This is a genomic window from Corynebacterium curieae (assembly GCF_027570035.1).
Taxonomy (GTDB): domain Bacteria; phylum Actinomycetota; class Actinomycetes; order Mycobacteriales; family Mycobacteriaceae; genus Corynebacterium; species Corynebacterium curieae.
Window position 1 is genome coordinate 675516 of the sequence record NZ_JAKMUU010000001.1, and the last position, 13167, is coordinate 688682.

General features: G+C 60.2%; 9 protein-coding genes. 4 read left to right on the forward strand and 5 right to left on the reverse strand.

Features of this window, described 5'->3' with window-relative positions; genetic code table 11:
- Positions 1–68 precede the first annotated feature (68 nt).
- Positions 69–1118, reverse strand: a complete 1050-nt coding sequence (gene hrcA, locus L8V01_RS03160; RefSeq protein WP_269945691.1) for a heat-inducible transcriptional repressor HrcA — start codon at positions 1116–1118, stop codon at positions 69–71.
- 59 nt (positions 1119–1177) lie between these two features.
- Positions 1178–2317: a radical SAM family heme chaperone HemW gene (hemW, locus tag L8V01_RS03165; protein ID WP_269945692.1), complete on the reverse strand. Its 1140-nt coding sequence runs from the start codon at positions 2315–2317 to the stop codon at positions 1178–1180.
- Between the two features lie 147 nt (positions 2318–2464).
- Here hemW and L8V01_RS03170 point away from each other — a divergent pair, with 147 nt between their 5' ends.
- From L8V01_RS03170 to L8V01_RS03180, 3 genes are all read left to right on the forward strand, one after another.
- A complete protein-coding gene (locus tag L8V01_RS03170; RefSeq protein ID WP_269945693.1) occupies positions 2465–3862 on the forward strand; it encodes a hemolysin family protein in 1398 nt (465 codons plus the stop codon).
- Complete coding sequence (locus tag L8V01_RS03175; protein WP_269945694.1) at positions 3862–4920, forward strand: CNNM domain-containing protein; 1059 nt, start codon at positions 3862–3864, stop codon at positions 4918–4920. Before L8V01_RS03170 ends, L8V01_RS03175 begins: the two co-directional genes overlap by 1 nt.
- 223 nt (positions 4921–5143) lie before the next feature.
- Positions 5144–6031 (forward strand): hypothetical protein, encoded by an 888-nt coding sequence (locus L8V01_RS03180; protein ID WP_269945695.1) that lies wholly within the window; start codon positions 5144–5146, stop codon positions 6029–6031.
- 227 nt (positions 6032–6258) lie between these two features.
- Here L8V01_RS03180 and L8V01_RS03185 read toward each other — a convergent pair whose 3' ends face one another.
- From L8V01_RS03185 to L8V01_RS03195, 3 genes are all read right to left on the reverse strand, one after another.
- Positions 6259–7806, reverse strand: a complete 1548-nt coding sequence (locus L8V01_RS03185) for a hypothetical protein (protein ID WP_269945696.1) — start codon at positions 7804–7806, stop codon at positions 6259–6261.
- A gap of 357 nt (positions 7807–8163) precedes the next feature.
- Positions 8164–8844, reverse strand: a complete 681-nt coding sequence (locus L8V01_RS03190) for a hypothetical protein (protein ID WP_269945697.1) — start codon at positions 8842–8844, stop codon at positions 8164–8166.
- 253 nt (positions 8845–9097) lie between these two features.
- Positions 9098–10930, reverse strand: coding sequence for an AMP-dependent synthetase/ligase (locus tag L8V01_RS03195; protein ID WP_269945698.1), 1833 nt, complete (start codon positions 10928–10930; stop codon positions 9098–9100).
- Positions 10931–11024: 94 nt separating this feature from the next.
- Between L8V01_RS03195 and malQ the strand changes: the two genes are divergently transcribed.
- Positions 11025–13148, forward strand: coding sequence for a 4-alpha-glucanotransferase (malQ, locus tag L8V01_RS03200; RefSeq protein WP_269945699.1), 2124 nt, complete (start codon positions 11025–11027; stop codon positions 13146–13148).
- Positions 13149–13167: the final 19 nt, after the last annotated feature.

Below are 13167 nucleotides of genomic sequence, written 5' to 3' on the forward strand. Positions count from 1 at the left end.
TAAGAGATATTCCTTCTAATTCGTCTTGTTGGGGTTAGCTTTAAAAAAATTATTCGCGGCCAGCTAGTTTACTCGCACTGTTCGCCGGCCAAAATTTCGCTCACATACCGTGCAACGGCAGAGACCTTAGAAATTGTTCCCGAGTAATCCATAAAGGTCGGCCCCACTACGCCAAGGCCGCCGAGTGTGGCCACCTCATCGCCGGTGCCAAGGCCGTAGCCCGTGGCTACCACGGAGGCTTGGCGCAACTGGTCTTCCTCGTTTTCCTCGCCGATGACCACAGAAACATTGCCTAGGTCCGGCACGCGGGCAAGCAGCTTGAGGACGACGACCTGCTCTTCCAACGCCTCAATAATCTTGGGCAAACCTTCTGGGAACTCGCGGGCCACGCGCGTCAGGTTGGAGGCACCGGCCATAATCAGCCGGTCGGAGGGCTGTTCCACTAGGGTCTCGATGAGGGTGGTGGCCACCTTGAGCACGTGGTGGCGGATATCCGAGGGGGCGTCGTCGACGAGGTGGGCAAGTTCCACGGAGGCATCGGTAAGCGTCTTGCCCACCAAGGCGCTATTGACGATGTCGCGCAGGCGGAAGGTCTGGTCCTGGTCGATGACTTCATCGAGCTCCACATTGCGCTGGTCCACGCGGCCATTATCGGTGATAAGCACCAGCAGCAGGCGCACCGGGGACAGCGCCACGACCTCGCAGTGCTTGACGCGCGAGACCTTGAGGTTGGGCAGCTGGACGACGGCCGCCTGCTTCGTCACCTGCGCCAATAGCTGCACCGAGCGGCGCAGCACGTCTTCCAAATCAACGCCGCCTTCCAAGAAGTTGAGCATGGCGCGGCGCTCCGGGGCCGACAGTGGCTTGACCTCATGCAGCGAGTCGACGAAGTGGCGGTAGCCCTGCTGGGTAGGCACGCGGCCGGAGCTGGCGTGCTGCTGGGAAATAAGGCCCTGGGATTCCAGCACGGCCATGTCATTGCGGATGGTGGCCGAAGAAACGCCCAGCTGGTAGCGCTCCAACAGTGACTTAGAGCCAACGGGCTCCTGGGAGGCAATATAGTCCGCCACGATGGCGCGCAGGACTTCCTTGCGGCGGGCATCGGTTGAGGTAGACACTATGGCGCTCCTATTCGCTTGGCTATTTCGCGTGCTTTCTAGTTTAGATGGGATGAGGATTAGGTTTCCTCGGCGACGAGGAGATCGGTGATGATGCCATCGGCCAGTAGGCGGCCGGGCTTGGTGATGCGCACGCGATCGCCGGCGCGTTCGAGCAGGCCGCGGCCGATGAAACGTTCAAGGGCGGGGGCGGCGTGGGCATCGAGCCAGGCCTCCGGGATGCCCTCGCGCAGGCGCAGGCCGAGCATGATTTTCTCCATGTGGCGGTCGGCGTCGGTAAGCGTCTCGGATTCCTTAATGGGCAGCTCGTCGCGGCCAAGGGCGTCGATATAGCGCGAGGGGTGCTTGACGTTAAAGAAGCGCTCGTTTCCTAGATGCGAGTGGGCGCCAGGGCCTGCGCCCCACCAATTACCATCCACCCAATAGATGCGGTTGTGCTTGCACTCGCCGCCCGGTTTTGACCAATTGGAGACCTCGTACCACTCGAATCCTTCTGCTTCGAGGGCGGTAGAAATCATCTCGTAGCGCCGGGCCAGTACGTCCTCATCGGGGGCGGGCAGGATTCCCTTTTTGACCTTGCGGGCCATGCGGGTGCCATCTTCTACGATGAGCGAGTAGGCGCTGACGTGGTCCACGCCGGTCTCCAGCACGCGCTCCAAAGTCTCGCGCACATTGTCATCCGTTTCGGTGGGAGTGCCATAAATCATGTCCAGGTTGACATGCTCGAAGCCTGCGGCACGGGCCTCGCGGGCAGCCGCGAACGCGCGGCCTGGAGTGTGCGCGCGCTCAAGCACCTGAAGAACGCCGGAGGAAGCGGACTGCATGCCGAGGCTGATGCGGGTATAGCCGGCGTCGGCAAGCTGGGCAAAGTACTCCGGCGAGGTGGACTCCGGATTAGATTCGGTGGTGACTTCTGCGCCTGGGGCTAGGCCAAAGGTAGAGCGGACTGTGTTCAGGATTCGGGTAAGCCCCTTGCCGCCCAGTAGCGAGGGCGTGCCGCCGCCAATAAATACGGTCTCGGCCGGCCGTTCCACGCGCGCGGCCGCCATCTCCAGCTCGCGGTCCAAGGCATCCAGGTAGGGGCCGGTGAGATCGCGCGGGCTGCCGAGCTCGCCTGGGGTATAGGTATTAAAATCGCAATACCCACAGCGAGTGGCGCAGAAGGGAACGTGGATATACAGCCCGAAGGGTTCAGTCATGGATAAAACCCTAATAGGCGGGGAACAAAATGGCTGAAATGGGGGTTAAGCATGTAGTATGTTTCCATCTTCCCTAGTAGAAAGGCACCCTCAGTGGAACCTCCCAGTCGATGTCCCTGCCACCTTCTAGGCGGTGGGGAGTAAATCATGTTATCGGCTATTTTGATGATCCTGGCTGGCTTCGTAGTCATCGGCCTCATCATCGTCGCGAACGCATACTTCGTGGCCCAAGAATTTTCCTATATGTCCGTGGACCGCACGCAGCTGCGGACCCAGGCTGCTGAGGGGGATAAGACAGCGCAACGTGCGCTGGCCATTACCCAACAAACCTCCTTCATGCTCTCCGGCGCGCAGCTCGGCATTACGATTACCGGCCTGCTCATCGGCTATGTGGCCGAGCCTCTCGTCGGCCAAGGACTGGGCACGCTGCTAGGTGGTGTGGGCGTTCCGGCCGCGGTTTCTGTCACCGTAGGCACCATCGCGGCGCTTTTCATCTCCACCATCGCGACGATGCTTTTTGCGGAGCTCTTTCCCAAGAACTACACCATCGCCGCACCGATGAAGACGGCGCGCTGGTTGGCTGCCTCCACACAGCTGTACCTGCGCCTTTTCGGCTGGCTCATCCACTTCTTTGAGTACTCTTCCAATGCCATCCTCAAGCTCTTTGGTATCGAACCGGTAGAAGACGTGGACTCTTCTGCTACCGCCGATGACCTAGAATCCATCGTGGATTCCTCCCACGAGGCCGGCGATTTGGATGAAAATACCTACATGGTGCTCGACCGCCTGTTGGACTTCCCTGAGCACGACGTGGAACACGCAATGATTCCGCGATCCCGCGTGGACATCATCGATCCGGATACCACCATCGGTGAGGTTCGCGAGATGATGTCGGCCGATCACACCCGCTACCCCATCATCGATGGCGAACATAACCCGGTGGGCGTGGTGCATCTTTTTGATGTCTTAGCAAGCAAACTACCGGACGCCACGAAGGCCACCAGCATCATGCAAGAAGCCGTAGTGGTCCCAGAGCTTATGCCGCTGCCTGATGTAGTGGAGGAGCTGCGCGATAGCGATCAGAAGATGGCCTGCGTCATCGATGAATACGGTGGCTTCGTGGGCATCGTCACCATGGAGGATCTGGCTGAGGAAATCTTGGGCGATGTCACCGATGAGCACGATATCGAAGAAACCGAGGAGATCACCGAGCAGGATGATTCCCACTGGGTCATCGATGGCGATACCCCGCTAGATGAGGTAGAGCGCGCCATTGGCCACGACCTACCCGAAGGTGACTTTGAGACCGTTGCCGGACTCGTCATTGCCCACTCTGGCGCATTGCCTGAGGTGGGTGAGGAGCACACCATCCAGCTCGAGGCCGAGCCCGAGGACTGGGTGGACCATGATGAAGCCCCCATCCGCTCCATTCGCCTGCGGGTGGAAGAAGTGGACCGCCACGTGCCATCCGTCCTAGCCGTAGAGCTGGTGGAGGATTACCCGGACCACTCCCACGACGAGGCAGATAAGAAGGAGGATGCATAATGACCGAATCTTGGTGGTTTAACCTTCTTGTCACCCTGCTTATCATCGCCGCCTCCGGCTTCTTTGTGATCATCGAGTTTTCCTTGATGGGTGCGCGCCGCAACCGGTTGGAAGAAGATGCGGAAAACTCCCGCACCGCCCGAGCCGGCCTGCGCTCACTTAATGAGCTGACCATCATGCTGGCCGGCGCCCAGTTGGGTATTACCGCGGCTACCTTCGTGCTGGGTGCTGTAACCAAGCCGTGGATCCACCACCTGCTCATGGGCCCGCTCGAGGCGCTGGGGCTGCCACTAGGCATTGCCGATGTCGCCAGCTTTATCCTCGCCCTCTTCGTCGTCACCTTCCTCCACCTGGTGCTGGGTGAGATGGCTCCGAAGTCATGGGCGATTGCCCACCCGGAAACCGCCCTGCAGGTCATCGCGGTTCCCGCGCGCGGCTTCGTGTGGCTCTTCCGTCCACTGCTGAAGTGGATAAACGTCATGGCAAATAAGCTGGTCGCCATGACGGGTGAGGAACCCGTCGACCGCGCCGGTGCAGCCGGCTATGATGCCGAAACCCTGCGCACCCTGGTCGAGCATTCCCGCGAGACCGGTGCTTTGGACGATGACTCCGCCAACCAGATTTCTGATGTCATCGAGCTGGAGAATTCCACCGTTGGCGCCATGGCCCGCGAGCACGGCTCGGAGGTAGTGCCCCTGCCTTCCGACGCCAGCGTGGAGGATCTCCAAGACCTCGTGGTGCGCAAGAACATCATGCGCGTGCTGGTCTTTCCCAAAGACTCCCGCGTCCCGCGCGTGGTCCACGTGCGCGATACCTTGCTGGCCGAGCCGGAGACCCCAGTGCTCGAGTTCTCCCGCCCCGCTCTTTCTGTGTCTTCTTCCACCACCGTGCAAAAGACACTGGACCATATGCGTGCGCGCAATGAACAGCTCGTCATGGTGGGCAAGGCCGACAAGGACAATGCCGTGTGGATCCTCACCTGGGATGACATCATGGGCCAGCTGTGGCCGCAGATTACCGAGCAGCTAGACAAGGTCACCCCTCCCCCGGCCGTCTAACCCCGCCGCTTCCCCGCCCGCGCCCCGCCTCATTTTTGGCCGGCGCGGGCCTTTCTGTTTTCTCGCTCGAGCGCAAGTGAAGCTTCTCTTCTTGTGGACAACCACGGCCGCCGCTTACCCCAACAACCCCACCTGCCACTTACCTATCTCGGCCGCCTTATTATCCACAGCCCCGGCCGCTGCTCACTCGCGCCGGCCGACATCCTGCCTTTTCCTAGGAGCCATGACAGCACCACTGACTAATATCGATTCCATCCGCACCAACCACCCGACCTTCTGGACCGACCTGAAAAACGGCACATTCTTTAAACTCGCACCCCGCATCGCGGTCCGCCGTGACCATTATCACAGCCTCGACTTTCCTTCCCAGCTTCGCCTGCGCGCTATCGCGGCAGCTCGCAGTGCCTATACCGCAGTTCTCATCTCCAAATCTGCCGCCCGCGTGCATGACCTGTGGGTCATTCCCACCGCCGAGGAGAAAATTGAGTTGGCGCTGCCCACCAATACTCTTCCCCGCAAGGATCGCCGCGGACCGGAGCGCATCTACCGCAAGGCCGCGTTGCCCGATCCCGTACTCGTGGATGGTGCCCGTTGCGTGTCCAAGGCCCGCGCGGTTATCGACGTCGCCCGCTACCACGGCTTCAACGATGGCCTCATCGCCGCCGACTCCGCCCTGCGCGCCGGAGTGAACAAGGAGGACCTCACCCAAGAATTCGCCTGCATGGGCCGGGTCCGCAATAGCCATACGGTCCGCGCGGTTATCCACCACGCCTCGGAGCTTTCCCGCTCTCCCTATGAATCCCTTGCCCGTGCTCTTATCATCCAGGCGGATTTTCCTTGGCCGATATTCTTCGAAGCGCAGCACAAAGCTTTGCCCGGTATCGTGACCGCCCTATGCATCAATAACGCCTACGCCATCGACATCGCTTCTACCCGACGCACCTCCGCACAGGCCATGCTCTACCAACGTGAACGCCACCGGCGCCTGGGAGAATCCGGCTATACCGTCCTGAGTTTTGCGCCGCGCCAACTTATGGAGCATCCCGAGCGCTTCATCTCTGAAATCATCGCCACCATCTCCGCTAGGCAGAACGCATCCCGTTCTGCCTAGGTCCGCGTCTTCTGCCTACCAGCACGCCCATCCTCCCCACCCCGCCCTTCGCGCTCACTGGCGAAGCGTCTTCCGCGAAATCTGCTCTGTCGGTGAGCGCTAAGGGAGGGAGGCAGGAATTCTTCACGCGGGATGCGCCAAAATTGTGCCCATATGCGAATAAGCCTCCACGAGCAGATGCTCGTGGAGGTTCCACTGAATCCAGCTAAGGCCTTAAAAGAGAGGTCTTACTGATTGATGCGCCATGGGACGCTGTTCTTCGGCAGCATGCCGTGGGTGTAAAGGTAGTCAATGGAAGACAGAATGCCCAGGACCGTGCCGCCACCTACAAGTGCAGCCAAGAACGAGAATCCTGCTACGGAAGAAAGGTCTGCGTCCTTGCCATCCTTACCGTTGATGCCGTCGCGACCATCACGGCCGTCGCGACCATCACGACCATCCTGGCCGTCCTTGCCTTTCTCTCCGTCACGTCCGTCGCGGCCGTCACGTCCGTTTTCGCCATCTTTGCCGTCGCGGCCGTCGCGACCATCACGGCCGTCGCGACCATCACGGCCGTCCTGACCGTCACGACCATCCTGGCCGTCCTTGCCTGGAACAGCAGCTGCCTCGGTAGTGGAAGGCTCAGTAGTTTCCTCAGAGGTGGAGTCCTCAGCAGTTGGTTCCACGGACTCTTCGGAATTCTCAGAGGTTGGCTCGTCAGCGGAGGTCTCGTCGGTGGAGGTTTCCTCTGCAGAATCGGTTGGGGTGGCCTCTTCAGCGGAAGTTTCCTCAGTGGTAGGTTCCTCGGAAGCAGGAGCCTCGGAAGTGGTCTCTTCGGAGGAAGGTTCCTCGGAGGTCTCGGCGTCGGCAGGCTGGTCCTTGGTCTTCTTGCCGTTGAGCATATCGGAGCATAGCTGGCCGGCCGGTGCGTTGACAGCGGCCAGGTCGGAGGCAGCCTTAGAGATGTTGTTGAGGGAGTCCTCAATGCTCTTTTGCTGGTCCTTGCTCAACTTCAGGTCGCCGGCAACGCTTGCGCCAGGAACGAGGCCGGCAATGGTAACGGCTGCGTTGAAGAGCTTGAGGATAACCTTGGTGCCCTTGCCAAAGACGCCATCGGCGAACTTAAGCAGGCCGGAAACGGTCTTCTTGGCAGCGTCGGGGTTGTTCATGTCAACCTCGGCATCGGCGTTGTCGATGCGGCCGATGGCCATGCCCTGGGCGCGGGAAAGATCCCAGGTTACAGCCTTGTCCTTCTCGCCTTCCTTGACCAGCTTGGCAATTCCATCCCAGGTTTTGCCGGAAATCTTGTCAATGAAGTCGGCCGGAACTAGGTCACCGACGACCGGGATGATTTCCCAAACGGTCTTGATGATCTTCTCGCCGCCATCGTAGAAAGCCTTGGCCAGGGCAAGCTTGAGGTCGAGCATGTTGCCTTCCTTTTCAGGGGCATCAGTCACCTCGCAAACGAGCTTGTCCTTTTTCTCATCCTTGACCACCTTGACGTTGACGTCATCGTTGGAGGCCTCGGTCTGTGCGAGTTCATCAAGGGAGGTTGGCTTTGCGGTTTCCTCCGCATCGAGCTCTTCCATCGCCTTATCGCCGGCGTTGTTTTCCTCGAGCAGCTTGCCGTTTTCATCGAATTCGACGCCGTTAAGGTTGACGGTATCGTCGGTGGTCTTTTCCTCGACGAAGGTGGTGTCTTCAGCGGCGAAGGCGGTGGGAACGACGGTAATGGAAGAGAATGTGGCTACGGCCACTGCGCTAGCAATGAGGCGAGAAGTTCGGCGTGCGCCCATGGATGTACTCCCTTGTGGTGTGGTTAAGGAATTCGTGTGCGTGCACCGCTTGTGGATGGAGCTCAATTGCGGTGCTTGCTCGGACGAAAAATACCCTACAGCGCAATTAAAGTATTTTCTACTCATATTTTAAGGTTGATCCGGCAACAAATCCCTCTGGTTACGGCACATACGTGGATGAACAGGAATAATAGAAGCCATACAGAACGACCGTTAACCTAAAATTTCCCTAAGTGTTTACCCACATTGAGGTATCTAGGGGTCTAAATCGGGTGGGAAAACTTCAACGGCCACCGAGAGAGGGATTCTCGGTGGCCGTGAGCATACCCTTGTATAAAACAAGGAAGTCTTAGTGCATTATGCGGTTGTAGCCCGGCGGGCAGCCTCGCGCTTGGCTCGGACTTTTTCTACCACCGCGGCGATGCGAGCGCGTTCCTCTAGGAACTGTGGCGGGTTATGACCGCGCATCGTGCGCACATAGGCTGGGTGCGTGTCGAGCACGGTGTGCTTCCACGCTTGGACCGCAATGAGGGCAGACTCGCCGGTGCGCTTGTACAGGTGCGGCAGGGAGACCATATCGAGGTTACGCGCAACGGCATCGGTTTGTGCGAGCACGTACTCGACTACCTCGCGGAGATAATCCGCTACCGCTTGGGTGCGGCAACGCAGGGATTCAGCCAGCTCGTGCACCACGATGGGCTTGGAGATGGGGAATCGCTCATCCAGCAGGCGCGGAGTGAGTTGTTCCGGTTCCTCTACGTCATTGACGCCGGAAGAAGCGGCGGAAATGGTACCGGAGCGCACACCGGAGACCAATGCTTGGCGCAGGCCCATAAGTTCGCCCACGCACCTACCGGAATCCACGCGGGCATCTTCAACGATATCGCCTAGCTCAGCTAGGCAATCCATGCACAGCTCTTCATCCCAATCCTCGATGGCTTCAATGAGGTGCTCGAGATATTCTGCGACTTCGTCGCCGATATTATAAATCTCTTGTGTGAGCTCGCGGTGGCGCAGCTCGGCGGCGATTTTGTGCATTGGCTTCGAGCCACTCCTTCCGCAGTCTCATTTCTAACCTCTAGTAGAGGTTGAGGTTTGCTGTAACGCTTCACGACTCTATGCCAGATCAGCCGCCGCGGGCGTGCGACACTCCGAAGCCATTCACAGGTTTATGGCAGGTTCGCCCCTGCCAGGGTGAGGGTGGTGGGGTGAGCTGCACCGAGGGGGCGTCGGCAAGCGCGGCAAAAAGAAACACCCGAGGGAAATCCTCGGGTGTCCCCGCAGTGCGGCTTTAGCGCTTATATAGGTGCTCGATGGCCGCAGCATAGCGCTGCGCTACCACGTTGCGCTTAACCTTCATGGTGGGGGTCAGCTCATTTTCTTCCTCGGTGAGATCGGACTCGAGGATGTAGAACCTCTTAATGCCCTCCGCATGGGAAACGGTGGCGTTGACCTGGTTGATGGCATCCTGCAGCTCCGCGCGCAGGGTGGGATCGGTAGCCAGCTCGCGCATGGGGCGATTTTCCGGAATATTGTGGTCCAGTTTCCAGCGCTTCAGGATATCCGGATCCAGGGTCAGCAGCACGCCGACGAAGGGCTTGCCATCGCCTACCACCATGGCCTGGGAGATAAGCGGGTGCCCGCGCAGAATATCTTCCATCGGGCCAGGCGAGACATTCTTGCCGCCGGCCGTGACAATGAGGTCCTTCTTGCGGCCGGTGATAACGAGCTTGCCGTCCTCATCAATCTCGCCCAAATCGCCGGTGTTGTACCAGCCATCCTCGAGGGCCTCCGCGGTGGCTTCCGGATTATTCCAGTAGCCGTGGAAGACGATATCGCCCTTGATGCAGATTTCGCCTTCATCATTGATGCGGATGGTCACGCCACCCATCGGTGGGCCGACGGTGCCGATGGACTGGTCCACAAAGTCTACGGCAGCCGCGGCGGCAACCTCGGTCAGGCCATAGCCCTCATAAACCGGAATTCCGATGCCGCGAAACCAGTGCAGCAGGTCATGACCCATAGCGGAGCCACCGGTAATGCAGTAGTTCACGTTGCCGCCCACGCCCTTGCGGATGGCGGAGTACACCAGCTTGTCAAAGACCTTGTGCTTGGCCTTGAGGAAGCGATCCGGGCCCTCCGGCTTATCCAAGGCCTTGGAGTACTCAATGGCGATCTTTTCGGACTGCTCGAATAGCAGCGTTTTGATGCCGGACTCGGCGGTCTTGGAAGCCGCGGAGTTGCGCACCTTTTCAAATACGCGCGGCACGCCCAAGATCACGTTGGGGCGGGAGCGGGCAAACTCCATGGAGATGGTGGAAAAATCGGACCAGTGATTCTGGGAGGCCCCGCGCATGGCCACCGCAATGGATACCGCACGGGCAAAGACGTGCGCCAGCGGCAAAAAGGTCAAGGTGTGGCTGCCCGGCACGGCGAAGATACCAATGGGGTTGGTGCATAGGCCGCGGGTTTGTGCCAGCCAATTGCGGTGGGTAAGGATGCAGCCTTTAGGGCGGCCGGTGGTGCCGGAGGTATAAACCAAGGAAGCTAGGTCATCGGTGGAGGTGGCCTTGATGCGGGCGTATACCTCGTCGGCGGCCACGCCGCGGCCCTCAAACTTCAAGGTATCGATGGCAGAAGAGTTGATCTCCAGCACGCGGCGCAGCTGGGAGGGAGAGCCCTTGAGGTTCGGCTCGCCGTCTTCTTGCAGGACCAGGTTTTCAACCAACTCGGAATGCTCGCGGGTTTCCGTGATGGCGAGCACGGCGCCGGAATCCTCGATGATCCAGCGCACCTGGGAGGCAGAAGAAGAAGGATAGACCGGCACGGAAGCCGCACCGGCGGCCCAGATGGCAAAGTCCAGCAGGGACCACTCATAGCGGGTGGCGGAAATCAGTGCGACGCGGTCTCCCTGCTCCACGCCCAGGGCAATGAGCCCCTGAGCTACCTCAAAGACCTCATCGATGAACTCTTTGCCGGTGACGTTGACCCATTCGTAGTTGGCAGGGCGAGTAAACATCACGCCGTGTGGGCGCTTCTTCGCGGTGTCCATCAGGGCGGTCAGGCAGGTTTCGCCCGGCTCGATAGTAAATTGGGCTGGGGTGTGGACTTCTTGCAGGGTCACGCGGTGTCCTTTCGAACAGCTAATTATTAGTCTCCGCCCACTGTACCAACCCGTTGCCCAGCAGGCGCGTTGCACCCGTGGCACAATGTGGCCTGTGACTACCCGCGCCTTGCTTGAAGAACTCGCCCAGCGCCACGGTGTGGCCACCAGCTATACCTCCCAGTCTGGTTTCCCCGTCCACGTCGCTGAAGACACAATCGTCTATACCCTGCGCGCCTTGGGCGTCAATATCGATGACGACCCAGACGATGCGGCGTTAACGCAGCTGCTTTACGACGACTACTTGGACCGCTCCTCCCAGCCCCTCCCCCACTGCATCGTCGCACCGCAGGGCCAAGAGCGCGGGTTTGCAGTCCACGTCCACGCCGGCGCTGCGGCCGACCTACACGTCGAGCTAGAAGGCGGCGGCACCCGCGAGGTCTACCAGGATCCCAATGATGCCCCAGACGCGAACGTCGATGGCACGCTGTGGGGCGAGGCAAGCTTCCACATCCCCGGGGACCTGCCCATGGGCTACCACGAATTGGTGCTGGAGTCCGGGGGCATCGGCAAGCATGCCTGCCCGCTCATCATTACCCCGGCGCGCCTTTCTACGGCCGATGAGTTTGTGGAGCGCCCGATTAGCGGCGTGATGGCGCAGCTCTATTCGGTGCGCTCGGAATCCTCGTGGGGCATTGGTGATTTCCAGGACTTAGGCCAGCTGGCAGAATCGCTCGCCCCGCACGCGGATTTCTTGCTGGTCAACCCGCTGCATGCGGCCGAGCCGCTGCCACCGGTGGAAAATTCGCCTTACCTGCCTACCACGCGGCGCTTTATCAACCCGCTCTACCTGCACATCGAATCCATCCCAGAGCTCAATCTACTGCCAGAGGACCTGCAGGATGATGTACGCGAACTGGCGGAGGAGTTTCGCCAGCGCAACCGCAGCGCCGAGGAAATTGAGCGCGACACCATTTTTGAGGCCAAGCTTCAGGTACTGCGCGAGCTCTTTAATTACCAGCCCACCCCGGAGCGGGAAGAGGCCTTCGTGCGCTACGCCCGCGAGGAGGGCCGTGGACTCCGCGACTTCGCGGCGTGGTGCGCGCAGCAGGATGCCGCGGCGCAATCGGGCCAGCGCCATGCCGAGGATCTGGATATGGATAAGCTCACCCGCTTTTATTCTTGGCTGCAGTTTCTGTGCGATGAGCAGCTGGCCACCGCCCAGCAGCGCGCGCTCGATGCCGGCATGCGCCTCGGCCTAGTCACCGACCTAGCCGTGGGCGTGCACCCGGGTGGCGCCGATGCGGTCAACCTCACCGAGTACCTGGCGCCGCAATGTTCGGTAGGTGCGCCACCGGATGACTATAACCAGCAAGGTCAGGATTGGTCGCAACCGCCGTGGCACCCGCAGCGCCTGGCGGCGGCGGGCTACGCCCCGTGGCGCGAGATGCTCACCACCGTGTTGCGCCATGCCGGCGGCGTGCGCGTGGATCACATCCTGGGCCTATTCCGTCTCTACTGGATCCCACGCATGGCCAGCCCGCTGACGGGCACATATGTCTCTTATGACTTTGAAGCCATGGTGGGCATCTTGGCGCTAGAAGCAGAGCGCGCCGGCGCGGTGGTCATTGGTGAGGATCTCGGCACCGTGGAGCCATGGGTACAAGATGTCCTCGCCCACAAGGCGGTATTGGGAACATCGATCGTATGGTTTGAACGCGACGATGATAACTACTCCCCGCTGCCACAGGAAAAGTACCGCAAGCTGGCGCTATCCTCGGTCAATACGCACGACCTGCCACCGACCTTGGCGTACCTGCGCGGCGAGCATATTTCACTCCGCGCGCGATTGGGCGTGCTGAACCGCTCGGTAGATGATGAGCAGCACGATGACATCGAGTGGCAGGCCCGCGTGCTGGGAGCGGTAGCTGACCGCGGACTATTGCCGCAGCGCGATTACCGCGTGGATCCGGATGGGCGCTCCTCCCGCGGCGCGGAGGAGGATCTCAGCGTAGCCCTGCACCGGTATATCGCTGGCACGCCTTCGGCACTCGTATGCACCAGCCTGGTGGACATGGTGGGTGATGTACGTGCGCAAAATCAGCCGGGCACTACCCACGAGCTTTATCCCAATTGGTGCGTGCCGCTGTGCGATACGGCCGGTAATGCCCTACTTATCGAGGATCTTCCTGGGCTGGAATTCTTCCAGCGCTTAGAATCCACCAGCCGCAAGAGCTAGGGCTGGGCCATCTCCCGCG

Excerpts from the sequence above, each read along its gene's own strand:
- L8V01_RS03185 (WP_269945696.1), bottom strand. The coding sequence starts at position 7,806 with ATGGGCGCACGCCGAACTTCTCGCCTCATTGCTAGCGCAGTGGCCGTA.
- L8V01_RS03180 (WP_269945695.1), top strand. The coding sequence starts at position 5,144 with ATGACAGCACCACTGACTAATATCGATTCCATCCGCACCAACCACCCG.
- L8V01_RS03190 (WP_269945697.1), bottom strand. The coding sequence starts at position 8,844 with ATGCACAAAATCGCCGCCGAGCTGCGCCACCGCGAGCTCACACAAGAG.
- L8V01_RS03175 (WP_269945694.1), top strand. The coding sequence starts at position 3,862 with ATGACCGAATCTTGGTGGTTTAACCTTCTTGTCACCCTGCTTATCATC.
- hemW (WP_269945692.1), bottom strand. The coding sequence starts at position 2,317 with ATGACTGAACCCTTCGGGCTGTATATCCACGTTCCCTTCTGCGCCACT.
- L8V01_RS03170 (WP_269945693.1), top strand. The coding sequence starts at position 2,465 with ATGTTATCGGCTATTTTGATGATCCTGGCTGGCTTCGTAGTCATCGGC.